The 23,595-nt window shown below is 61.4% G+C and carries 19 protein-coding genes; 11 read left to right on the top strand and 8 right to left on the bottom strand.

Translation table 11 applies throughout. From position 1 onward, the window contains the following. Positions 1–3 precede the first annotated feature (3 nt). From pilQ to BW33_RS20275, 5 genes are read right to left on the bottom strand one after another with little or no spacing between them, the layout of a single operon-like run. On the bottom strand, positions 4–2,076 hold the full coding sequence (pilQ, locus tag BW33_RS20255) for a type IV pilus secretin PilQ (protein WP_047600818.1): 2,073 nt from the start codon (positions 2,074–2,076) through the stop codon (positions 4–6). A gap of 13 nt (positions 2,077–2,089) precedes the next feature. Then, positions 2,090–2,617: a pilus assembly protein PilP gene (locus tag BW33_RS20260; RefSeq protein ID WP_047600819.1), complete on the bottom strand. Its 528-nt coding sequence runs from the start codon at positions 2,615–2,617 to the stop codon at positions 2,090–2,092. Further along, the gene (pilO, locus tag BW33_RS20265; protein WP_047600820.1) at positions 2,614–3,237 is read right to left on the bottom strand and encodes a type 4a pilus biogenesis protein PilO; all 624 of its coding nucleotides are present in this window, start codon (positions 3,235–3,237) and stop codon (positions 2,614–2,616) included. Before pilO ends, BW33_RS20260 begins: the two co-directional genes overlap by 4 nt. Next, a complete protein-coding gene (locus tag BW33_RS20270; protein WP_047600822.1) occupies positions 3,234–3,800 on the bottom strand; it encodes a PilN domain-containing protein in 567 nt (188 codons plus the stop codon). The genes pilO and BW33_RS20270 overlap by 4 nt, the downstream gene beginning before the upstream one ends. Then, a complete protein-coding gene (locus BW33_RS20275; protein WP_047600825.1) occupies positions 3,800–4,864 on the bottom strand; it encodes a pilus assembly protein PilM in 1,065 nt (354 codons plus the stop codon). Before BW33_RS20275 ends, BW33_RS20270 begins: the two co-directional genes overlap by 1 nt. Positions 4,865–5,083: 219 nt before the next feature. On the opposite strand from BW33_RS20275, the gene BW33_RS20280 reads away from it, so the two are divergent. Then, positions 5,084–7,528: a penicillin-binding protein 1A gene (locus BW33_RS20280; protein WP_442965413.1), complete on the top strand. Its 2,445-nt coding sequence runs from the start codon at positions 5,084–5,086 to the stop codon at positions 7,526–7,528. 212 nt (positions 7,529–7,740) lie between these two features. On the opposite strand, the gene BW33_RS20285 is transcribed toward BW33_RS20280, so the two are convergent. The 3 genes from BW33_RS20285 to rpmE form a co-directional block, all read right to left on the bottom strand. After that, positions 7,741–9,009 (bottom strand): malic enzyme-like NAD(P)-binding protein, encoded by a 1,269-nt coding sequence (locus BW33_RS20285; RefSeq protein ID WP_047600827.1) that lies wholly within the window; start codon positions 9,007–9,009, stop codon positions 7,741–7,743. Positions 9,010–9,192: 183 nt separating this feature from the next. Further along, entirely contained in the window at positions 9,193–9,975 is a 783-nt protein-coding gene (locus BW33_RS20290; protein WP_047601083.1) for a thermonuclease family protein, read from the bottom strand. Between the two features lie 41 nt (positions 9,976–10,016). Then, complete coding sequence (gene rpmE, locus BW33_RS20295) at positions 10,017–10,232, bottom strand: 50S ribosomal protein L31 (protein ID WP_007968345.1); 216 nt, start codon at positions 10,230–10,232, stop codon at positions 10,017–10,019. Between the two features lie 290 nt (positions 10,233–10,522). Here rpmE and BW33_RS20300 point away from each other — a divergent pair, with 290 nt between their 5' ends. The 10 genes from BW33_RS20300 (at position 10,523) to BW33_RS20345 (ending at position 23,508) form a co-directional block, all read left to right on the top strand. Next, entirely contained in the window at positions 10,523–12,742 is a 2,220-nt protein-coding gene (locus BW33_RS20300; protein WP_047600829.1) for a primosomal protein N', read from the top strand. 213 nt (positions 12,743–12,955) lie between these two features. Beyond that, positions 12,956–14,692, top strand: a complete 1,737-nt coding sequence (argS, locus tag BW33_RS20305) for an arginine--tRNA ligase (protein ID WP_047600830.1) — start codon at positions 12,956–12,958, stop codon at positions 14,690–14,692. Position 14,693: 1 nt separating this feature from the next. Beyond that, positions 14,694–15,401 (top strand): SPOR domain-containing protein, encoded by a 708-nt coding sequence (locus tag BW33_RS20310; protein ID WP_003220877.1) that lies wholly within the window; start codon positions 14,694–14,696, stop codon positions 15,399–15,401. 290 nt (positions 15,402–15,691) lie between these two features. Next, the gene (gene hslV, locus BW33_RS20315) at positions 15,692–16,222 is read left to right on the top strand and encodes an ATP-dependent protease subunit HslV (RefSeq protein WP_047600831.1); all 531 of its coding nucleotides are present in this window, start codon (positions 15,692–15,694) and stop codon (positions 16,220–16,222) included. A 55-nt stretch (positions 16,223–16,277) separates the two neighbouring features. Then, positions 16,278–17,615: an ATP-dependent protease ATPase subunit HslU gene (gene hslU, locus BW33_RS20320; RefSeq protein ID WP_047600832.1), complete on the top strand. Its 1,338-nt coding sequence runs from the start codon at positions 16,278–16,280 to the stop codon at positions 17,613–17,615. 118 nt (positions 17,616–17,733) lie between these two features. Continuing rightward, positions 17,734–18,111, top strand: coding sequence for a gamma-butyrobetaine hydroxylase-like domain-containing protein (locus BW33_RS20325; RefSeq protein ID WP_047600834.1), 378 nt, complete (start codon positions 17,734–17,736; stop codon positions 18,109–18,111). A 257-nt stretch (positions 18,112–18,368) separates the two neighbouring features. Further along, positions 18,369–20,048, top strand: a complete 1,680-nt coding sequence (gene phaC / locus BW33_RS20330) for a class II poly(R)-hydroxyalkanoic acid synthase (RefSeq protein ID WP_047600835.1) — start codon at positions 18,369–18,371, stop codon at positions 20,046–20,048. 132 nt (positions 20,049–20,180) lie between these two features. Further along, on the top strand, positions 20,181–21,035 hold the full coding sequence (phaZ, locus tag BW33_RS20335) for a poly(3-hydroxyalkanoate) depolymerase (protein ID WP_047600836.1): 855 nt from the start codon (positions 20,181–20,183) through the stop codon (positions 21,033–21,035). Positions 21,036–21,174: 139 nt separating this feature from the next. Further along, a complete protein-coding gene (gene phaC, locus BW33_RS20340; protein WP_047600838.1) occupies positions 21,175–22,857 on the top strand; it encodes a class II poly(R)-hydroxyalkanoic acid synthase in 1,683 nt (560 codons plus the stop codon). A 30-nt stretch (positions 22,858–22,887) separates the two neighbouring features. After that, on the top strand, positions 22,888–23,508 hold the full coding sequence (locus tag BW33_RS20345; RefSeq protein ID WP_047600839.1) for a TetR/AcrR family transcriptional regulator: 621 nt from the start codon (positions 22,888–22,890) through the stop codon (positions 23,506–23,508). The last annotated feature ends 87 nt before the right edge of the window (positions 23,509–23,595 follow it).

Genomic DNA, 23,595 nt, shown 5'->3' on the forward strand with positions numbered 1-23,595 from the left:
GAATCAACGACTCACAGCAATCGCCTGGTTATTCATGATACGCGGAGTGAGAAATACCAGCAGCTCGGATTTTTTCTCCGAAACCACATCACGCCGGAAAAGGCGGCCAAGATACGGCACATCGCCAAGAAATGGCACCTTATCTACGACCTTGCTTTGAGTATTTGAGAAAACGCCCCCAATCACGATGGTCTCGCCGTCGTTTACCAGCACCTTGGCGTTGACCTCGTTCTTCTTGATCGGCGGTACATCCTGCACTTTGTTCAGGTAGTCCGGTTCGTCCTTGGTGACCTTGACCTCCATGATGATGCGGTTGTCGGGGGTGATCTGCGGCGTCACTTCCAGCGACAGCGAAGCCTCCTTGAAGGACACCGACGTCGCGCCGCTGGAGCTGGCCTCCTGATACGGAATCTCGGTGCCCTTGAGGATCTTCGCCGTCTCCTTGTCGGAGGTGACCACTTTGGGCTGCGAGACGATCTCACCGTTGCCGGTCTTCTCCATGGCGGTCAGCTCAAGATCGAGCAGCACATTGTCGGTGATGAAGGCGATGCCGATCCCCGAGGTATTACCGACCGTGCCCATGTCGACGAACGGCGAGTTGGTGCTGGTGCTGCCCGGGGTACCGATGGTGGTCGAGGAGCCGTTACTGACCCCGGAGGTGTTCCAGTTGCCCTTGTTCTGGATCGAACCGCCCCAGCGCACGCCCAGACTCTTGTCGTAATCGACGTTGGCCTCGACGATCCGCGCCTCGATCATCACCTGGCGCACCGGAATATCCAGTTGCGCCACGATCCGCCGCAGTTCGTCGAGGCGATCCTGGGTCTGATAGGCAATGATGTTGTTGGTGCGCTCATCGACGGTGATCGAGCCACGCTCGTCGATTTTCGCCTCGGCGCTGGTCACCGACTGGAACAGCTTGGCGATGTCCGCGGCCTTGGCGTAGTTCACTTGCAGCAGCTCGCGGCGCAGCGGCGCCAGTTCGGCGATCTGTTTCTGCGACTCCAGTTCCTGGCGTTCGCGGGCGGCGATTTCGTCGGCCGGCGCCACCAGCAACACGTTGCCGATCTTGCGTTTATCCAGCCCCTTGGTTTTCAGCACCAGGTCCAGCGCCTGATCCCACGGCACGTTCTGCAGACGCAAGGTGATCCCGCCCTGCACCGTATCGCTGGCCACCAGATTGAGGTTGGTGAAATCGGCGATCAGTTGCAGCACCGAACGCACGTCGATGTCCTGAAAATTCAGCGAGAGTTTTTCGCCGCTGTAGCTGTTGCGGTCGGCGTTGCGCTTTTGCAGGTCATCGACGGTCATCGGGCGAATGCTGACGGTCAGTTTGTTGTCGGTCTGGTAGGTGGAATAGTCGAACGTACCGCTGGGTTCGACGGTGATGACCGCACGATCACCGGTGGCGGCAGCGTTGACGAACTGCACCGGGGTGGCGAAATCCTTGACGTCGAGGCGTACCCGCAGCCTGTCGGGCAACTGCGTGCGGGCGAAACTGAGGATGATCTTGCCGTCGTGCTCCTGAATGTCCGGGGCGATGGTCGGGTCCGACAGGTCGATGACGACGTTGCCCTCCCCGGCGGTGCCACGCTGGAAGTCGACGCCACGAATGGTTTTGGCGACGGGGGTGTAAGTCTTCGCCGGGGCCGCGACCGGTCGCGGCGCAACAGCGGCTGGCCGTGGCGCAGCAGGCTTGGCGCCCTGCCCGACCACCACCAACAGATTGTTGCCCTCGACCCGCGAGGTGTAGGGCGTCAGTTGCGTCAGGTTGATGATCAGGCGGGTGCGGTCGTTGGCCTCGACCACCGTTGCGGTTCGCGCGTTGCCGCTGCCCAGATCGCGGGTCTTGTTCGTCAGTTGGCTGGCGACACCCGGCAGATCCAGGGCGATGCGCGCCGGCGATTCGGTGGTGTAGCCCTTGGGTTGCGGTGGCGGGCTGTCGAACGACAGCTTCAACTCGATGCGGTCACCCGGTAACGCCGCGACATCCAGCGTCTTGAGGTTGGCCGCCTGAACCATCGGTGAAAGCAGCGCTATCCATAGCGAAAAACCGAGGGTGGAGAAAATCCTGTTCATTGTTCGACTTCCACTATGAGTGCTCTTTCAAAGGAATGGTGCGCGGACGTTCCAGCCAGGCGCCTTCGCCGTCGGGCACGATCTCGACCACATCGACCTGAGTGGCGCTGATGGCGACGATGCGCCCGTCGTTACGCCCCAGGTAGTCGCCGACTTTCAACCGATGCACTGCACCCGCCCCGCGCAGCAAGGCAAAGGAGCCGGTGGCATTGGAGATCGTGCCGACCATTTCAAACTGCTCGATGTTGAAACCTTCGAGGTATTGCTTGACCCGGTTGGGGTCGGGTTTGACGTTACGCGAGCCACGCTGCTGCCCGGCCAGATCGACTCGCAACTGGCGCGAGAACGGGCTGCGCAGGTTGGCCGCGCTGTAGGTAAAGGTGGGATAGGAACGGAACGTCGGCGTCGGCTCGATCCGGCCGGCCGGCCGCAGACGCACTTCGTTCATGTAAGCATCGAGGTCGCTGAACTCGTCACTGCTGCCGCAACCATTGAGGCCGAGTAACAGCACCAACAGGGCGAAATAACGGATCGGGGTCATTTGTCCAACCCCTTGTCGTTATAGCGGTAGGTCTTGGCAAGGATGCTCATGCGCAACTTCGCCCCGCCGTCGGGATTGGCCGGTGCCAGTTCGAAATCGTGCAAGGTGACGATCCGCGGCAATCCGGCGACGCCACTGACGAAGGTCGCGAGGTCGTGGTAAGCCCCGGTCACGGTGATCTGGATCGGCAACTCGATGTAGAACGGCTGAGCCACCTCCGGCAACAGCTTGATTTCTTCGAATTCGAGACCGCTGCCCAGCCCGGTGCGTGTGATGTCTTCGAGCAATCCCGGGACTTCGGTGTCGCTGGGCAATTGACGCAGGAGCACACCGAAGGTGTTTTCCATCTCCTTCATCTGCTGGGTGTACAGCTCCAGGTTGGCAGCCATACGCGCCTTGCTGGCGAATTGCTCCTTCAAGGTGTCTTCTTCCTGGCGCTTGGCCTCCAGCTGGTTTTCCATGTCACTGATGAAAAAGTTATAGCCAAGCGCCAGCACCAGTACCATCAACAGCGCCCCCGCCATGGCTTTCACTGCGGCCGGCCAGGAACCGATATTGCTGGTGTCCAGATCATTGAAGTCGATATTGCGCAGACTCTGCAGCCATTCGGACGGCTTCATTTGTCGCCCTCCGTCACCACTGGCTGGGTCTGACGCACGGTCAGCTGAAAGACGTTTGCCTGATCCACCTGACCGGCGGTCATCGCTTTCACCTCGTTCAAGCTGGGCGCATCAAACCAGTCGGAAGCGTCCAGATTGCGCATCAGCTCCGAAACGCGATTGTTCGACTCCGCCGCGCCGCTGATCGACAGCGTCTTGTCGACCAGTTTCACGCTGGTGAAATACACACCGTCCGGCAGCGTGCGCGCCAGCTGATCGAAGATCCGCCCGCTGATCTGCCGGTTGCCCTGCAAGTCCTGGATGATGCGCATGCGCTCGACCAGTTGCTGGCGCCGCGCCTTGAGCTCGCTGATCTGCTTGATCCGTTCGTCGACCACGGCGATCTGTTTACCGATGTAGGCATTGCGCGCTGCCTGCCGCTCGATGGCGGTACTGACGATCTGATCGGCGATGAACACTGCGCCCACCGAACCGACGAAGACCCCGATCAGGATCAGCAGAAAGCGTTTGCGCCGCTCTTCGCGGCGCTCCTCACGCCAGGGGAGAAGGTTGATCCGCGCCATCAGTCGAAACTCCTGAGCGCGAGCCCGCAGGCAATCATCAGGGCCGGCGCGTCACTGGCCAGCGCACCGGCGTTGACCTTGCTGCTCAAGGCCATGTCGGAAAACGGGTTGGCGACCTGGGTCGGGGTGCCCAGACGCTGCTCGATCAGCCGATCCAGCCCCGGCACCGAGGCAGTGCCGCCGGCCAGCAGGATGTGATCGACGGCGTTGTATTGCCCGGAGGCAAAGAAGAACTGCAACGAGCGCGAGACCTGCTGCACCAAGGCATCACGGAACGGCTGCAACACCTCGCTGACATAGTCATCCGGCAGGCCGCCCTGCTTTTTCGCCAGCCCGGCCTGCTCGACGGTCAGGCCGTAGCGGCGCTGGATCTCCTCGGTCAGTTGCCGGCCACCGAACAGTTGCTCGCGGGTATAGATGATGCGGCCGTTGTGCAGGACGCTGAGGGTGGTCATGGTCGCGCCGATGTCCACCACCGCCACCGTCAGGCGTTCCTGCGAGGCTGCCAGCTGAGTGGCGAGCAAAGCGAACGAGCGCTCCAGCGCATAGGCCTCGACATCGACCACCCGCGCGGTCAGCCCGGCCAGCGCCAGCGCTGCTTCGCGGACTTCGACGTTTTCCTTGCGACAGGCGGCCAGCAGCACGCTGACCCGCTCCGGGTTGCGCGGCGACACGCCCTGGACCTCGAAATCGATGGCGACTTCGTCCAGTGGATAGGGAATGTATTGGTCTGCCTCGATCTTCAGTTGGTTTTCCAGCTCATCATCGGTCAGCCCGGCATCCATCTCGATGATCTTGGTGATCACCGCGGAACCGGCCACCGCCACCGCCACGCTCTTGAGCCCGGTGCGCGCCTTGACCAGCACCCGGGACAAGGCATGGCCCACGCCTTCGAGCTCGGCGATGTTCTTCTCGACCACGGCGTTGGGCGGCAGCGGCTCAACTGCGTAGGCCTCGACCCGGTAGCGGTCGCCCTGACGGCTCAACTCCAGCAGCTTCACCGAAGTGGAGCTGATGTCGATCCCCAGTAACGTATTGGTCTTTTTCTTGAAGAGTCCCAGCACTACCAATTCCCTATGACTTTCCGTGAGTTACGGACTCTGTAATACGCATTGCGTTCCTTCACCCCGTCTTGACAGAAGCGCAAATGACGCCCCCAGCAGAAAAGTGCTTATAATGCCCAGCGTTTTTTTCCGCTTTTTACTGCCGGCGCGGGCCGTTCTGTGTGTAACCGGAACCCTGTCGCCACATTCATTCTTTGCCCTGGGTGCCCAAAAGCCTTGATTCGTCTGCTGAAATTTTTCGGTTGGTCCATCGTCGCCGTTTTCTGCGGACTGCTTTTAGGTCTCAGCGGCGCGTTTCTTTACCTTAGTCCGGGTTTGCCGTCTGTGGAGGCGCTGAGAAGCATTCAGTTGCAGATTCCGCTCCGGGTCTACAGCAGCGACAACAAGTTGATCGCAGAATTTGGCGAAATGCGCCGTACTCCGATCCGTTTCGCCGACATTCCACCCAATTTCATTAATGCGTTACTAAGTGCTGAAGACGACAATTTCGCCAACCACTATGGCGTCGATCCGAGCAGCCTGATGCGTGCCGCGACCCAACTGGTGAAAAGCGGGCACATTCAGTCCGGCGGCAGCACCATCACCATGCAGGTGGCGAAGAACTTCTTCCTGACCAGCGAACGCAGCTTCTCGCGCAAAACCACCGAGATTCTGCTGGCCCTGCAGATCGAACGGCAGCTGACCAAGGACGAGATCCTTGAGCTGTACGTGAACAAGATTTATCTGGGTAACCGCGCCTACGGCATCGAGGCGGCGGCGCAGGTGTATTACGGCAAGTCGATCCGCGACGTCAGCCTGGCGCAGATGGCGATGATCGCCGGCCTGCCGAAAGCCCCGTCGCGCTTCAACCCGCTGGCCAATCCGGCGCGCAGCAAGGAACGCCGCGACTGGATCCTCGGGCGCATGTACAAGCTCGGGAAGATTTCCGAGGCCGACTACACCGCCGCGATCAACGAGCCGCTGAACGCCAGTTATCACGTGCCGACCCCGGAAGTGAACGCACCGTACATCGCCGAAATGGCCCGTGCCGAAATGGTCGGCCGCTATGGCAGCGACGCTTACACCGAAGGTTTCCGCGTCACCACCACGGTGCCGAGCAACCTGCAGGAAATGGCCAACACCGCGCTGCACGAAGGCTTGATGACCTACGACCAGCGTCACGGCTACCGAGGCCCCGAGTCGCGCCTGCCGGGCAAGACCCACGAGGCATGGGCGACCGAGCTGACCAAGCAGCGCACCATCAGCAGCCTGGAACCGGCCATCGTCACCCAGGTCGACAAGAATGGCTTGCAGGTGCTGACCCGTACCGGCGAAGAACACGTCGCCTGGGACACCATGAAATGGGCGCGGCCGTTCCTCAATACCAACAGCATGGGCGCGGCCCCGCGTCAGCCGTCGGATGTGGCGCAGGTCGGCGATCTGATTCGCGTGCAGCGTCAGCCGAACAATTCGCTGAAATTCAGTCAGATTCCGCAGGCGCAAGGCGCGCTGGTGTCGCTGGATCCGCAGAACGGCGCGATTCGCTCGCTGGTCGGTGGTTTCGCCTTCGAGCAGAGCAACTACAACCGCGCCCTGCAGGCCAAGCGTCAGCCGGGTTCGAGCTTCAAGCCGTTCGTCTACAGCGCTGCGCTGGACAGCGGTTACACCGCCGCGACCCTGGTCAACGACGCCCCGATCGTGTTCGTCGACGAGTACCTGGACAAAGTCTGGCGGCCGAAGAACGACACCAACACCTTCCTCGGCCCGATCCGTCTGCGCGAGGCGCTGTACAAGTCGCGTAACCTGGTGTCGATCCGCTTGCTGCAGGCGATGGGCGTGGGCAAGACCATCGACTACATCACCCGCTTCGGCTTCAACAAGCAGGACCTGCCGCCGAACCTGTCGCTGGCGCTGGGCACCGCGACCCTGACACCGATGGAGATCGCTACCGGCTGGAGCACCTTCGCCAACGGCGGCTACAAAATCACCCCGTACATCATCGACAAGATCGAAAGCCGCAACGGCGACACGCTGTTCGTCGCCAACCCGCCGACCGTGCCACAGGGTGGCTCGGCGACCGATGGCATCGCGGCGCCGACACCTCAGTCGATCACCGTCAACGCCGCTCCGGTTCCGGGTGAAGCACCGGGCGCTGCCGCCGCACCACAAGCGCCGGCCGTGGCTGAGCGGATCGTCGATGGCCGCACCACGTACATCCTCAACAGCATGCTGCAGGACGTGATCAAGCTCGGCACCGGTCGCCGTGCACTGGCCATGGGTCGCAGCGACATCGCCGGCAAGACCGGTACCACCAACGAATCGAAGGATGCATGGTTCTCCGGTTACAACGCCGATTACGTGACCACCGTGTGGACCGGCTTCGACCAGCCGGAAAGCCTTGGTCGCCGCGAGTTCGGTGGCACCGTGGCGCTGCCGATCTGGATGAACTACATGTCGGCCGCCCTCAAGGACAAGCCGCCACACGTGCAGCCTGAGCCGGAAGGCATTCTCAGCCTGCGGGTGGATCCGGTCAGCGGTCGTGCCGCCACTCCGAGCACGCCGGGCGCGTACTTCGAACTGTTCAAGTCCGAAGACACGCCGCCCTCGGTGAATGAGCTGGGCAACGGCGCCATACCGGGCAGCCCGCTGCCGGCGGATGAGCAGGCGCCGATCGATCTGTTCTGATCCAGCGGCATTGGAAAGCCCCGCCTTCGATTGAAGTGCGGGGCTTTTTATTGCCTGAAGATCAAGATCAAAAGATCGCAGCCTGCGGCAGCTCCTACATTTGGAATTTGCTCCCCCTGTAGGAGCTGCCGCAGGCTGCGATCTTTTGATCTGCCTAACAAAAAGCCCCGACTCATTACGAGCCGGGGCTTTTGTTGAAGCGCTACAACGACTTAGCCGTTGAACACGTCATCCACGCTTTTCAGCGGGTAGTTCTTCGGATACGGCAGGGTCGCCACACCGGTCTCGATCGCAGCCTTGGCCACGGCGTCGGAGATCAGGGTGATCAGGCGCTTGTCCATTGGTTTCGGAATGATGTACTCACGGCCGAATTCCAGCGGCGCACCACCGTAGGCGTCGCACACGTCCTGTGGCACTGGCAGTTTGGCCAGTTCGCGCAGGGCGTTGGCCGCGGCCACTTTCATTTCTTCGTTGATGCGCTTGGCGCGAACGTCCAGGGCACCACGGAAGATGAACGGGAAGCCCAGTACGTTGTTGACCTGATTCGGGTAGTCGGAACGACCGGTGGCCATGATCACGTCGTTGCGGGTGGCGTGCGCCAGTTCCGGGGAGATTTCCGGATCCGGGTTCGAGCAGGCGAAGACGATCGGGTTGGCCGCCATCGACAGCAGGCCTTCAGCGCTCAGCAGGTTCGGGCCGGACAGACCGACGAACACGTCAGCGCCTTTCAGAGCGTCAGCCAGGCTGCGCTTGTCGGTGGCGTGAGCGAATACCGCTTTGTACTGGTTCAGGTCGTCACGGCCGGAGTGGATCACGCCGGTACGGTCAACCATGAAGATGTTTTCGATTTTTGCGCCCATGCTCACCAGCAACTTCATGCAGGAGATGGCCGCAGCGCCAGCGCCGAGGCAGACGATCTTGGCTTCCGGCAGGGTTTTGCCGGCGATTTCCAGGGCGTTGATCATGCCGGCAGCGGTCACGATCGCGGTACCGTGCTGATCATCGTGGAATACCGGAATGTCGCACTGCTCGATCAGAGCACGTTCGATCTCAAAGCACTCAGGTGCCTTGATGTCTTCCAGGTTGATGCCACCGAAAGTGATGGAGATGCGTTTTACGGTGTCGATGAAGGCTTGCGGGCTTTCGGAGTCGACTTCGATGTCGAAAACGTCGATGCCGGCGAAGCGCTTGAACAGCACGCCTTTACCTTCCATCACTGGCTTGGAAGCCAGTGGGCCGAGGTTACCCAGGCCCAGAATCGCGGTGCCATCGGAAATGACTGCAACCAGGTTGCCCTTGCCGGTGTATTTGTAGGCCAGTTCAGGATCGCGGGCGATCTCACGCACTGGTTCAGCTACGCCGGGGCTGTAGGCCAGCGACAGGTCGCGGGCGGTAGCAGTGGCCTTGGTGAGCTCGACACTCAGCTTCCCTGGACGAGGATTGGCATGATATTCGAGAGCGGCAGTTTTCAGATCAGACATTTTGGCATTCCGCTTTTTACTGTTGGACAGACTGGTCAGCGAGGATACGCGCCTCGCAAAGTCCCCACAAGACTGAGCGGTCACCCCTGTCAAGCGCGCTGTCCTACGACTTTGGGCCAAGAGCCACGGCGCACAAGGGCTTGACTGTTCACAATCGACAGAAAAAATGTCTACAATTTTTCTTCAGCGAGCGCTTTGCAGCATCGACGGATCGGACAACGGCAGCAGCCAACGCGGCTGACCCGATTTCAACCCGCCACGCCGCGAACGGTCGACGATCCAGCCGCGAGCCTCGATCTGCCTGCCCTGCAGCGCCTGCAACCGGGCGTTGTCGAATTGTCCGACGAGATTGGGTGCAACGCGCAGTACAACCGAGTCCTGCAACTCGATCCAGATTCCGCCGCGATTGCGTTGAACCTTGCTCACACGTCCACTGACCACGGCGAAACCCGAAGCGCGGATCTGCTCCGCTTTCAGTACAGGTGACTGGCGCCACAGGCCTCGACCGGCCTGCCGAGCGCTGCGTTCGGCCGCTTGCTGACAGGCCACAAGATCGACATTCGGCGCCACCGCCACCTGAAAACCAAGGCCGTCGGCGAGCATTTGCGCTTCAAGATTGGTGCCGCTGGTGCTGTAGACATGCGCAAGGGTGCGGCCGTAATGGTCTTTGGCCTGCTTGCCCGGCAGCAGACCGACCCGACCGCCGCTGTCCGCCACCAGTGCGTCAAGGCGTTTGCGCGCCGCCACGGCGAAGGGTTCGTCACTGCGGCCCTGCTTGCCCAGCTCCGGCGTGTTGAGACCGATCATCCGCACACTGCGCCCATCGCTCAGGCGTAGCGTGTCGCCATCGACCACGCGCTGGACGCTGACGCTGCTCAGGCCGGCAGGCGTGGGGCAAAATGCCTGGGCAGCGGACAGCCAAGTCGCGGACACAAAAAAGGCGCCCACAAGGGACGCCTTTTTCATCAGCCTGGAGAAACCGTCGAAGTTTTCCAGAATGATCAATCTTACTTCTTGGCGCCGAAGGCACCGAAACGGTCGGCGAACTTCTGAACGCGGCCACCGGTGTCCAGAGTCTTCTGCTTACCGGTGTAGAACGGGTGGCACTCGTTGCAAACGTCGATCGCCAGGGCTTTGCCGAAGGTCGAACGGGTTTCGAACTTGTTGCCGCAGCTGCAGGTTACTGCAACTTCTGGGTAATTCGGGTGGATATCAGCTTTCATGATGTCTTCCTCAGCTAGCGTGCCGCCACCCAACACTATTGTTGAATACCGCACGTAATTAGGCCGCGGATTCTACCAGACAATGTCAATCGCGCAAGCTGTCCCTGAGACCGACCGTCTGCTAGGCTCCCGGCCCATTGCGCTGCCCCCTGTGGGAGCGAGCCTGCTCGCGAAGACGATCTATCAGCCAGCATATCAGCCGCCTGACACACCGCTTTCGCGAGCAGGCTCACTCCTACAGGGTTATGTGCCTAGTCCTTTTTACCGTTTGTTGATAGAGATCCCCCCGCGTGCCCGACGCCATTCTGCGCCTCGCCCTGCCTTCGCCCCTGCGCCGCCTGTTCGACTATCGGGCCCCGGCCGGGGTGCTGCGCGCCCAGTTGCAGCCGGGCATGCGCCTGCGGGTGCCGTTCGGTCGGCGGGAGATGATCGGGATTCTGGTCGAGATCACCGACACCAGCGACGTGCCGCTGGAGAAACTCAAACCCGCGCTGGCCCTGCTCGATGCCGAACCGCCGTTGCCGCCCGCGCTGTTCAAACTGTGCCTTTGGACGTCGCAGTATTACCAGCACAGCCTCGGCGACACCTTGAGCTGGGCACTGCCGGTGCTGCTGCGTCAGGGTGAATTGGCGGAGGCCCGTCAGGAGCGCTTCTGGTCGATTGCGCCCGGCGCCAGCCTCGATGATCCGCGCGTCGCCCGCGCGCCACGGCAACGGGAAGCGCTGGCGACGCTGGCGCAGCACCCGCACGGCGTCGCCCATCAGTTGTTGAGCAAACTGATGCTGAGCAAGGACAGCCTCGACCTGCTGCTGGCCAAAGGCCTGGTGCAGGTCGAGATTCGTCGGCACGCCCCTGGCGTGCGCCATGAACACTGGTTGGCGCAACCGGAGTTGCCGCTCAATACCGAACAACGCGCCGCTTACGAAGCGATCCGCGCCGGGTTCGACAGTTATCACGCGTTTCTGCTGGCCGGGGTCACGGGCAGCGGCAAGACCGAAGTCTATCTACAACTGATCCGCGAAACCCTCGAAGCCGGCAAGCAGGCACTGGTGCTGATTCCCGAAATCAACCTCGGCCCGCAGACCCTGGCGCGTTTCGAGCAGCGCTTCAATGCGCGTATCGCCCTGCTGCATTCGGCGGTCAACGACCGTGAGCGCCTCGACGCCTGGCTCGCTGCCCGCGACGGCGAGGCCGACATTATTATCGGCACCCGCTCGGCGCTGTTCACCCCGATGAAGAACCCGGGGCTGATCATCATCGACGAAGAGCACGACGGCTCCTATAAACAGCAGGAAGGCCTGCGCTACCACGCCCGGGATCTGGCGCTGGTGCGCGCGCGACAGGAAAACATCCCGATCGTCCTCGGCTCCGCCACGCCTTCGCTGGAAAGCCTGCACAACGCTTACACCGGTCGCTATGGCCTGCTACGCCTCAACGAGCGGGCCGGCGGCGCCAGGCAGCCACGCTTCCTGCGGCTGGACGTGAAAAGCCGTCCGCTGGACAGCGGCATTTCCGGGCCGATGCAACAAGCCATCGGCCAGACCCTCGCGGCGGGCCAGCAGGTGCTGGTGTTCCTTAACCGGCGCGGCTTTGCGCCGACGTTGCTGTGCCACGATTGCGGCTGGATGTCCGAGTGCTCACGCTGCGATGCGCGAATGACCGTGCACCAGCGTTATGGCGAACTGCGTTGCCACCACTGCGGCTACGTCGAACGCACGCCGCGCCAGTGCCCCAAGTGCAACAAGGTTGATCTGCGCCCGGTGGGTGCCGGCACTGAACGCGCCGAAGAGCGTCTGGCGATTCTGTTCCCGGACTACCCGGTGCTGCGTGTCGACCGCGACAGCACCTCGCGCAAGGACGCAATGAATCAACTGTTCGCGACGATTCAGAAGGGGCAGCCGTGCATTCTGGTCGGCACGCAGATGTTGGCCAAGGGGCATCACTTCCCCCGGGTCACGCTGGTCTCGATTCTGGATGCCGACGGCGGGCTGTTCTCCGGCGACTTCCGCGCCAGCGAGCGCATGGCGCAGTTGATCGTGCAGGTCGCCGGGCGCGCCGGGCGGGCTGAGGAGCCGGGCAAGGTGATCATCCAGACGCACTTGGCCGACCATCCTCTATTGGTGCAACTGACCGAGCAGGGCTACTTCGCCTTTGCCGAGCAGGCGTTGAGCGAGCGCCGCGCCGCCGGACTGCCGCCGTTTGCGCATCTGGCGCTGTTGCGCGCCGAAGCGCACAAACCGGGGCAGGCCGAAGGATTTCTCGATGAGGCGTGCAGCGCGGCCGAGCGCTTGCTGGTCGAGCAGAATCTGAGCGGCATCGAACTGCTCGGTCCGGTGCCGGCGCCGATGGAGCGGCGTGCCGGTCGCTATCGGGCGCAGCTATTATTGCAGGCGACGGCGCGGGCACCGCTGCATCGGTTGCTCGCCAGCTGGTTGCTGGTGCTGGAGCAGATGCCGAGCGGGCGCGCGGTGCGCTGGTCGCTGGATGTCGATCCCGTGGATCTGTACTGAAAAGCAAAAGATCGCAGCCTGCGGCAGCTCCTACAGAATCGAGCGTGTTTCCCTGTAGGAGCTGCCGCAGGCTGCGATCTTTTGCTTTTAATGTCACCACATATCCACATCCTGCCTGCTAAGGTTGGCAAGCCCGTCTTCGCAACGGATAATGCCCAGTTTTTCCACCCGCGCATCGATGCGCCGCCGCGCTTGCGGTCGAAAGAGAAGACCATGAAAGACACCATTCGCCAGCTGATCCAACAAGCCCTCACCCAACTCGTCAACGAAGGTGTGTTGCCTGAAGGCCTGTCGCCGGCGATTCAGGTGGAGAACGCCCGTGACAAGACCCACGGTGACTTCGCCAGCAACATCGCCATGATGCTGGCCAAGCCTGCGGGCATGAAGCCGCGCGATCTGGCAGAGAAAATCATCGCCGCACTGCCGGCCGACGAGAACGTCACCAAGGCCGAAATCGCCGGTCCAGGCTTCATCAATTTCTTCCAGAACACCCAGGCTCTGGCCTCGCGCCTCGACACAGCCCTGGCTGACGCACATGTTGGCGTGCGCAAGGCCGGCCCGGCGCAGCGCACCGTGGTCGACCTGTCGGCGCCGAACCTGGCCAAAGAGATGCACGTCGGCCACTTGCGCTCGACCATCATCGGCGACGGCGTGGCCCGTGTTCTCGAGTTCCTCGGCGACGAAGTGATCCGCCAGAACCACGTGGGCGACTGGGGCACCCAGTTCGGCATGCTGATGGCGTATCTGCAGGAAAACCCGATCACCAGCGACGAGCTGTCCGATCTGGAAAACTTCTACCGCGCCGCCAAGCAGCGTTTCGACGAATCCGAAGAGTTCGCCGACCGCGCCCGTGGCCTGGTGGTCAAGCTGCAGGCCGGCGATGCCGAATGCCTGGCGCTGTGGACCAAGTTCAAGGATATCTCGCTGTCGCACTGCCAGAAGATCTACGAACTGCTCAACGTCAAACTGACCATGGCCGACGTGATGGGCGAAAGCGCCTACAACGACGACCTGATCAACGTGGTCAACGACCTGAAAGCCGCCGGCATGCTGGTCGAGAGCAACGGCGCCCAGTGCGTGTTCCTCGACGAGTTCAAGAACGCCGACGGCGATCCGCTGCCAGTGATCATCGTCAAGGCTGACGGCGGTTACCTGTACGCCACCACTGACCTGGCGGCCGTGCGCTATCGTTCTGGCAAACTGAAAGCTGACCGCGCCCTGTACTTCGTCGACCAGCGTCAGGCCCTGCACTTCCAGCAAGTGTTTGCCGTGGCGCGCAAGGCCGGTTTCGTGACCCATCCGATGGAAATGGAGCACATGGGCTTCGGCACCATGAACGGCGCCGATGGCCGTCCGTTCAAGACCCGTGATGGCGGCACCGTGAAGCTGATCGACCTGCTGACCGAAGCCCAGGAACGTGCCTACAACCTGGTCAAGGAGAAGAACCCGACACTGGCCGAAAACGAACTGCGCAATATCGCCAAGGTCGTCGGCATCGGTGCGGTGAAATACGCCGACCTGTCCAAGCACCGCACCAGCGACTACAGCTTCAACTTCGACCTGATGCTGAATTTCGAAGGCAATACCGCGCCGTACCTGCTGTACGCCTACACCCGTGTCGCCGGTGTGTTCCGCAAACTGGGCAAGGACTTCAGCGAAGTCGACGGCCAGATCGTCCTCGAAGCCGAGCACGAGCAAGAGCTGGCAGCGAAGCTGGCGCAGTTCGGCGAAGTGCTGAACAACGTCGCGGAAAAAGGCACGCCGCACATCCTCTGCACCTACCTGTATGACGTCGCCGGTCTGTTCTCCAGCTTCTACGAGAACTGCCCGATCCTCGCCGCCGAGACGCCGGCCCAGATGCAGAGCCGTCTGCGTCTGGCCGCGCTGACCGGTCGTACTCTCAAGCAAGGCCTGGAACTGCTGGGCCTGGAAACTCTGGAGCGCATGTAAGTTGGCTGCCAAGAAAAAACCTGCACCCAAGCGTGGCGCCAGCCGTTACCAAGCTCCTGCAAAGCAACCGATTCCGGGCTGGCTGTGGATGGCCATCGGCCTGACGGTCGGTGCGTTCATCGTTTTCCTGATGAAACTGGAGCCGGGCAAGGGCAGCGACACGGTCAAGCGCGAGAAGATCGAGCAGGCGCAACAGCAGAAAGCCACGAAAATCGCCGAGGCCAACAAGACCCCGCCGAGCCCGACGCAACCGGTGAAGCCGAAGTACGACTTCTACACGCTGCTGCCGGAATCGGAAGTGATCGTGCCGCCGGATGCCGTGCCGGAGAAAACCCTGCCGACGCCACAAGTGCCGACCACGCCGGTCACCCCGGCGGAAGCGGCGAAGATCGACACGGCACGGGCGCAGGCTGCGCTGTCGGGCATTACCCCGCCACCCGCGCCGCCAGTGGCGAAAGCGGCGCCGGTGACCAAGTTCTTCCTCCAGGCCGGTTCGTTCCGCAAAGAGGCGGACGCGGACAAGGTGCGGGCGCAGATCATTCTGCTGGGCCAGGCTGTTTCGGTTGAGTCGGGCACGGTGAAGGATGAGACCTGGTATCGCGTACTCGTTGGCCCGTTCAGCAACCGCGAACAGTTGACTACTGCGCAGAAACAACTGGCCGGCAGCGGCTTCAGCAACCTGTTGTTACAACAACGCCAGAGCCGCTGACCTCTCGCCGAACGTAAATCGTTCGGCGGACTTTGTGGCGAGGGAGCTTGCTCCCGCTGGGGTGCGAAGCGCCCCCAAATCCTGTGATTCCAGTGCGTCAGACAGCCTGGGATTGCAGGTTTTACGACTGCTGCGCAGCCGAGCGGGAGCGAGCTCCCTCGCCACAGAGGTTTGCACCACCCCTTCATCACCGCTCGTCCCCTCTCTCCGCCCCCGGTTGAAATCCTCTCCAGCACCCCCATATGAATGGGCATAAGGCATTTTCGCCCCGCTGCGTGGAGACTCTTCCCTTGACCACCATCGTTTCAGTCCGCCGCCACGGCAAAGTCGTCATGGGCGGCGACGGCCAGGTTTCTCTCGGCAACACCGTGATGAAAGGCAACGCCAAAAAGGTGCGTCGCCTGTACCACGGCCAGGTCATCGCCGGTTTCGCCGGTGCCACCGCCGACGCCTTCACCCTGTTCGAACGTTTCGAAGGCCAGCTCGAGAAACATCAGGGCCACCTGATCCGCGCCGCTGTCGAACTCGCCAAAGAATGGCGCACCGACCGCTCCCTGAGCCGCCTCGAAGCCATGCTCGCGGTCGCCAACAAGGACGCCTCGCTGATCATCACCGGCAACGGTGACGTGGTCGAACCGGAAAACGGCCTGATCGCCATGGGTTCCGGCGGCGGCTATGCACAGGCAGCAGCCAGCGCACTGTTGAAAAAGACCGACCTGTCGGCCCGTGAAATCGTCGAAACCGCATTGGGCATCGCTGCCGACATCTGCGTATTCACCAACCACACTCAGACCATTGAGGAGCAGGATCTCGCTGAATAAGCCTGACGCGGCCTAAGTGCCACGGCTTGTTTCTGCTTGAGGACCGTCAATTACTATGTCCATGACTCCCCGCGAAATCGTCCACGAACTCAACCGCCATATCATCGGCCAGGACGATGCCAAGCGCGCCGTCGCGATTGCCCTGCGCAACCGCTGGCGCCGCATGCAGCTGCCTGAAGAGCTGCGCGTTGAAGTGACCCCGAAAAACATTCTGATGATCGGCCCGACCGGCGTCGGTAAAACCGAAATCGCCCGTCGTCTGGCGAAACTGGCCAACGCGCCGTTCATCAAGGTCGAAGCGACCAAATTCACCGAAGTCGGCTACGTTGGCCGCGACGTTGAATCGATCATCCGTGATCTGGCCGACGCCGCGATCAAGATGCTCCGCGAGCAGGAAATGACCCGCGTGCGCCACCGTGCCGAAGACGCTGCCGAGGACCGTATCCTCGACGCACTGCTGCCACCGGCACGCATGGGCTTCAGCAATGAAGAGGCACCGAGCAGCGATTCCAACACCCGTCAGCTGTTCCGCAAACGCCTGCGCGAAGGTCAGCTGGACGACAAGGAAATCGAAATCGAAGTCGCCGAAGTGTCCGGCATCGAGATCGCTACGCCGCCCGGCATGGAAGAAATGACCAGCCAGTTGCAGAACCTGTTCGCCAATATGGGCAAGGGCAAGAAGAAAGCGCGCAAGCTCAAGGTCAAAGAAGCGCTGAAACTTGTGCGCGACGAAGAGGCCGGGCGCCTGGTCAACGAAGAAGAGCTGAAGGCCAAGGCGCTGGAAGCGGTCGAGCAGCACGGCATTGTGTTCATCGACGAAATCGACAAGGTCGCCAAGCGCGGCAATGTCGGCGGCGCCGATGTCTCCCGTGAAGGCGTACAGCGCGACCTGCTGCCGCTGATCGAAGGCTGCACAGTCAACACCAAACTGGGCATGGTCAAGACCGACCACATCCTGTTCATCGCCTCCGGTGCGTTTCACCTGAGCAAGCCGAGCGATCTGGTGCCGGAGCTGCAAGGCCGTCTGCCGATCCGTGTCGAGCTCAAGGCCCTGAGCCCGGAAGACTTCGAGCGCATCCTCAGCGAGCCGCACGCTTCGCTCACCGAGCAATACTGCGCACTGCTGAAAACCGAAGGCCTGAACATCCAGTTCCAGCCGGAAGGCATCAAGCGTCTGGCGGAAATCGCCTGGCAGGTCAACGAGAAGACCGAGAACATCGGTGCCCGTCGTCTGCACACGCTGCTTGAGCGTCTGCTGGAAGAGGTGTCGTTCAGTGCCGGCGACCTGGCCAGCGCGCATGACGACAAACCGATCCTGATCGACGCTGCGTACGTCAACAGCCATCTGGGCGAATTGGCGCAGAACGAAGACCTGTCCCGTTATATCCTGTAGGTCACCTTCTCTGTAGGAGCTGCCGCAGGCTGCGATCTTTTGATTTTGCTTTTCAAGATCAAAAGATCGCAGCCTGCGGCAGCTCCTACAGGGGTTCATCACAGTCGGATGACCTGCAATGACCAATATTCCCACCGACATCAAACTGCACAAAGCCTCGAAAACCCTGACGCTCAAATACGCGTCCGGCGAGGAGTACACCCTGCCCGCCGAATTTCTGCGCGTGCATTCCCCTTCCGCCGAGGTCCAGGGCCACGGCAAACCGATCCTGCAATTCGGCAAGCTCAATGTCGGCCTCAGCGGCCTGGAACCGGCCGGTCACTACGCACTGAAACTGACCTTCGACGACGGTCACGACAGCGGCTTGTTCACCTGGGATTACCTCTACGAGTTGGGGCGACGTCATGACGCACTCTGGGCCGATTATCTGGCCGAGCTCAAAGCGGCCGGGAAAACCCGTGATCCGGACGAGTCAATCGTCAAGCTGATGCTCTAGTCCGAGACTCTTGCTCTTTAGAGGGCATTTTCTAAATTCATCTGTTTGAATGCTCTGCTGTGTGGCCGAGGATCGGCCTGCTTGCGAAAAAAATTAAACTCGGGTAACCAATGGAGCTGGCAAGTTCCCTGCAGTGCTCTACGACTGTAAAGCAGCTATGCAGAATTAACGGTCACCCGAGCAGTAGTACCTGGCATTCGCTGTGGAACTGCACAGCAGAAACCGGGTACTCGTCTCAGGACAATGGAGCGTCGTAGATGAGTAACAAGAATAACGATGACCTGAAGTACCAAGCCTCGGAAAACACCCTGGGGCTTAATCCCGTCGTTGGGCTGCGCGGAAAGGATCTGCTGGCCTCTGCTCGTATGGTGCTGACCCAGGCCATCAAACAACCGATCCATAGCGTCAAGCACGTGACTCATTTCGGTCTTGAACTGAAGAACGTGCTGTTCGGCAAATCCGAACTGCAACCGGCCAGCGATGACCGTCGCTTCGCGGATCCGGCGTGGAGTCAGAACCCGCTCTACAAACGTTATCTGCAAACTTACCTGGCGTGGCGCAAGGAGCTCCACTCCTGGATCGACGACAGCAGCCTGTCACCCAAAGACATCGCGCGCGGCCACTTCGTGATCAACCTGATGACCGAAGCCATGGCCCCGACCAACACCGCAGCCAACCCGGCAGCGGTCAAACGCTTCTTCGAAACCGGCGGCAAAAGCCTGCTCGACGGCCTCTCGCATCTGGCCAAGGATCTGGTACACAACGGCGGCATGCCGAGCCAGGTCAACATGGGCGCGTTCGAGGTCGGCAAGAGCCTCGGCGTGACCGAAGGCGCGGTGGTGTTTCGCAACGACGTGCTGGAGCTGATCCAGTACAAGCCGATCACCGAGCAAGTCCACGAGCGCCCGCTGCTGGTGGTGCCGCCACAGATCAACAAGTTCTATGTTTTCGACCTGAGCCCGGACAAGAGTCTGGCGCGCTTCTGCCTGCGCAATAACGTGCAGACCTTCATCGTCAGCTGGCGTAACCCGACCAAGGCCCAGCGCGAGTGGGGTCTGTCGACCTACATCGATGCGCTCAAGGAAGCGGTCGACGTGGTCACGGCGATCACCGGCAGCAAAGACGTGAACATGCTCGGCGCCTGCTCCGGCGGCATCACCTGCACCGCCCTGCTCGGCCACTACGCCGCCCTCGGCGAGAACAAGGTCAACGCCCTGACCCTGCTGGTCAGCGTGCTCGACACCACACTGGACAGCGACGTCGCTCTGTTCGTCGACGAGCAGACCCTCGAGACCGCCAAGCGCCACTCGTACCAGGCCGGCGTGCTCGAAGGCAAGGACATGGCCAAGGTCTTCGCGTGGATGCGCCCCAACGACCTGATCTGGAACTACTGGGTCAACAACTACCTGCTCGGTAACGAGCCGCCGGTGTTCGACATCCTGTTCTGGAACAACGACACCACCCGCTTGCCGGCCGCGTTCCACGGCGACCTGATCGAGATGTTCAAAAACAACCCACTGATCCGCCCCAATGCACTGGAAGTGTGCGGCACGCCGATCGACCTCAAGCAGGTCACCGCCGACATCTTCTCGCTGGCCGGCACCAACGACCACATCACCCCGTGGAAGTCCTGCTACAAGTCGGCGCAGCTGTTTGGCGGCAAGGTCGAGTTCGTGCTGTCGAGCAGCGGGCACATCCAGAGCATCCTGAACCCGCCGGGCAATCCGAAATCGCGCTACATGACCAGCGAAGGCATGGCCGCCAATGCCGACGAATGGCAAGAGAACTCGACCAAGCACACTGATTCCTGGTGGCTGTACTGGCAGGCGTGGCAGGCCGAGCGCTCGGGCAATCTGAAAAAGGCGCCGACCAAACTCGGCAACAAAGCGTATGCGCCAGGTGAAGCATCGCCGGGCACTTATGTACATGAGCGGTAACTGACACCTCGCCCTGCGTAGGAGCTGCCGAAGGCTGCGATCTTTTGATTTTGCTTTTCAAGATCAAAGGATCGCAGCCTCCGGCAGCTCCTACAGGGGAGCGGGGATGAATTAATCCACAGGGCCTGAAGCATGCCGCAACCGTTCATTTTCCGTACCGTCGATCTGGATGGGCAGACCCTCCGCACGGCGGTACGCCCCGGCAAGCCTCATTTGACGCCCTTGCTGATTTTCAACGGCATCGGTGCCAACCTGGAGCTGGTGTTTCCATTTGTCGCGGCGCTGGACCCGGATCTGGAAGTGATCGCCTTCGACGTGCCCGGTGTCGGCGGCTCGTCGACGCCCAACCGACCGTATCGCTTTCCCGGATTGGCGAAGCTGACGTCGCGGATGCTCGACTACCTCGACTACGGTCAGGTCAACGTCATCGGCGTGTCCTGGGGCGGTGCGCTGGCGCAGCAATTCGCCCACGACTACCCCGAACGCTGCAAGAAACTGGTGCTGGCGGCGACTGCGGCCGGCGCCTTCATGGTGCCGGGCAAGCCGAAAGTGCTATGGATGATGGCCAGCCCACGCCGTTACATCCAGCCATCGCACGTGATCCGCATCGCACCGTTGATCTACGGCGGCTCGTTCCGCCGCGATCCGACCCTGGCTGCCAGCCATGCGGCGAAAGTGCGTTCGGCGGGCAAGCTCGGTTATTACTGGCAGCTGTTCGCCGGCCTGGGCTGGACCAGCATTCACTGGCTGCACAAGATCCATCAGCCGACCCTGGTGCTGGCCGGCGATGACGATCCGCTGATCCCGCTGATCAACATGCGCATGCTCGCCTGGCGCATCCCCAACGCCCAGTTGCACATCATCGACGACGGTCATTTGTTCCTGATCACCCGCGCCGAAGCCGTAGCGCCGATCATCATGAAATTCCTTGAGGAGGAACGGCAGCGCGCCGTGATGCACCCGCATCCGACCCCGCTGGGCGGATAAATCACAGCGGCAGGTTTTATGCAGGGTTTTGAACAAAGTGCGCGGCAGGACGCCGCGCAGGCAGCAACCCGTAACAGCGACTATGGTGTTCTGGTTCGGTGAGTTTGTTTTTGACCTGAAGACGAAGGAGTGTTGAGTCATGCGCGACAAACCTGCGACGGGCGTAGTGCCCAGTCCCGCCGTTTTCATCAATGCACAAAGTGCAATGACTGGCCTGCGCGGGCGGGACTTGCTCTCGACTTTGCGCAGCGTCGCAGCCCACGGTCTGCGCAACCCGTTCCACAGTGCGAAACACGCCTTGAAACTCGGCGGCCAGCTCGGTCGCGTGTTGCTCGGTGAAACCCTGCACCCGACCAACCCGCAGGACGCGCGGTTCGCCGATCCGGCGTGGAGCCTCAATCCGTTCTACCGGCGCAGCCTGCAGGCGTATCTGGCCTGGCAGAAACAGGTCAAGAGCTGGATCGATGAAAGCAGCATGAGCGAGGACGACCGCGCTCGCGCGCACTTCGCGTTCACCCTGCTCAACGATGCCGTCGCACCCTCCAATACCTTGCTCAATCCGCTGGCGGTGAAGGAACTGTTCAATTCCGGTGGCCAGAGTCTGGTGCGCGGCCTGAGCCATCTGTTCGATGATCTGCTGCACAACGATGGTCTGCCACGCCAGGTCACCAAGCAGGCTTTCGAGGTCGGCAAGACCGTTGCCACCACCACTGGCGCCGTGGTGTTTCGCAACGAGATGCTGGAGCTGATCCAGTACAAGCCGATGAGCGAAAACCAGTACGCCAAGCCGCTGCTGGTGGTGCCGCCGCAAATCAACAAGTACTACATTTTCGACCTCAGCCCGCAGAACAGCTTCGTCCAGTACGCGCTGAAGAACGGCCTGCAGACCTTCATGATCAGCTGGCGCAACCCGGACGTACGCCATCGCGAATGGGGCCTGTCGACCTATGTCGAGGCGGTGGAAGAAGCGATGAACATCTGCCGGACGATCACCGGCGCGCGCGAGGTCAACCTGATGGGCGCCTGCGCCGGTGGCCTGACCATCGCCGCGCTGCAGGGTCATCTGCAGGCCAAACGGCAACTGCGGCGGATCTCCAGTGCGACCTATCTGGTCAGCCTGCTCGACAGCGAGATCGAAACCCCGACCACCCTGTTCGCCGACGAACAGACCATCGAAGCAGCCAAACGCCGTTCCTATCAGAGAGGCGTGCTCGACGGTCGCGACATGGCCAAGGTGTTCGCCTGGATGCGGCCCAACGATTTGATCTGGAGCTACTTCGTCAATAACTACCTGCTCGGCAAGGAGCCGCCGGCCTTCGACATTCTCTACTGGAACAACGACAACACCCGCCTGCCCGCCGCATTCCACGGCGACCTGCTGGACTTCTTCAAACACAATCCGCTGACCCACCCGGGCGGACTGGAAGTCTGCGGTACGCCGATCGATCTGCAAAAAGTCACCGTCGACAGCTTCAGCGTGGCCGGCATGAACGATCACATCACGCCGTGGGACGCGGTGTATCGCTCGACCCTGCTGCTCGGCGGTGAGCGGCGTTTTGTGCTGTCCAACAGTGGTCATGTGCAAAGCATCCTCAACCCGCCGAGCAACCCGAAAGCCAATTACGTCGAGAACGGCAAGCTGAGCAGCGATCCGCGCGCCTGGTATTACGACGCCAAGCGCGTCGACGGCAGTTGGTGGCCGCAGTGGCTGGAGTGGATTCAGCAACGCTCCGGCGCCCAACGCGAAACCCTGATGACCCTCGGCAACCCGAACTATCCACCGATGGAGGCAGCACCCGGCACCTACGTGCATGTGCGCTGACGCTTAACCGAACTTTTCTAAGAAGACTGGATGAAAACCCGCGACCGGATTCTCGAATGTGCCCTGCAACTGTTCAACGAAAAGGGTGAGCCCAACGTCTCCACCATGGAAGTTGCCAACGAAATGGGGATCAGCCCCGGCAATCTCTACTACCACTTCCACGGCAAGGAACCGTTGATTCTCGGCCTGTTCGAACGCTTCCAGAATGAACTGGCGCCGCTGCTCGATCCACCGTCGGACGTCGAGCTGGCGCCGGAGGACTACTGGCTGTTTCTGCACCTGATCGTCGAGCGTCTGGCGCAGTACCGGTTCCTGTTCCAGGACCTGTCGAACCTCGCCGGGCGCCTGCCGAAACTGGCCAAGGGCATTCGCAACCTGCTCAACGCCCTCAAGCGCACGCTGGCGTCATTGCTGGCGCGGTTGAAGGCTTCGGGGCAACTGGTCAGTGATACCCAGGCGTTGGGGCAACTGGTGGAGCAGATCACCATGACCCTGCTGTTCTCGCTGGACTATCAGCGGATTCTGGATCGCGAGGGTGAGGTCAGGTTGGTCGTGTACCAGATCATGATGCTGGTGGCACCGCATCTGCTGCCGCCAGTGAAAGTCGCCACCGAACGGATGGCCCTGCAGTACCTTGAAGATCACGAGTGACCCACATCTTTTCGCCTGACCAACACCCATTGTGGGAGCGAGCCTGCTCGCGAATGGATCCTGTCAGTTGATTTCCATGTAGCTGAT

This window comes from Pseudomonas sp. RIT288 (genome assembly GCF_000631985.1).
Lineage (GTDB): Bacteria > Pseudomonadota > Gammaproteobacteria > Pseudomonadales > Pseudomonadaceae > Aquipseudomonas.

Bases quoted from the DNA above. Each gene is read 5' to 3' on its own strand.
- pilQ (WP_047600818.1), bottom strand. From the start codon at position 2,076: ATGAACAGGATTTTCTCCACCCTCGGTTTTTCGCTATGGATAGCGCTG.
- BW33_RS20260 (WP_047600819.1), bottom strand. From the start codon at position 2,617: ATGACCCCGATCCGTTATTTCGCCCTGTTGGTGCTGTTACTCGGCCTC.
- pilO (WP_047600820.1), bottom strand. From the start codon at position 3,237: ATGAAGCCGTCCGAATGGCTGCAGAGTCTGCGCAATATCGACTTCAAT.
- BW33_RS20270 (WP_047600822.1), bottom strand. From the start codon at position 3,800: ATGGCGCGGATCAACCTTCTCCCCTGGCGTGAGGAGCGCCGCGAAGAG.
- BW33_RS20285 (WP_047600827.1), bottom strand. From the start codon at position 9,009: ATGTCTGATCTGAAAACTGCCGCTCTCGAATATCATGCCAATCCTCGT.
- BW33_RS20290 (WP_047601083.1), bottom strand. From the start codon at position 9,975: ATGAAAAAGGCGTCCCTTGTGGGCGCCTTTTTTGTGTCCGCGACTTGG.
- rpmE (WP_007968345.1), bottom strand. From the start codon at position 10,232: ATGAAAGCTGATATCCACCCGAATTACCCAGAAGTTGCAGTAACCTGC.
- argS (WP_047600830.1), top strand. From the start codon at position 12,956: ATGAAAGACACCATTCGCCAGCTGATCCAACAAGCCCTCACCCAACTC.
- hslU (WP_047600832.1), top strand. From the start codon at position 16,278: ATGTCCATGACTCCCCGCGAAATCGTCCACGAACTCAACCGCCATATC.
- BW33_RS20325 (WP_047600834.1), top strand. From the start codon at position 17,734: ATGACCAATATTCCCACCGACATCAAACTGCACAAAGCCTCGAAAACC.
- phaC (WP_047600835.1), top strand. From the start codon at position 18,369: ATGAGTAACAAGAATAACGATGACCTGAAGTACCAAGCCTCGGAAAAC.
- phaZ (WP_047600836.1), top strand. From the start codon at position 20,181: ATGCCGCAACCGTTCATTTTCCGTACCGTCGATCTGGATGGGCAGACC.
- phaC (WP_047600838.1), top strand. From the start codon at position 21,175: ATGCGCGACAAACCTGCGACGGGCGTAGTGCCCAGTCCCGCCGTTTTC.
- BW33_RS20345 (WP_047600839.1), top strand. From the start codon at position 22,888: ATGAAAACCCGCGACCGGATTCTCGAATGTGCCCTGCAACTGTTCAAC.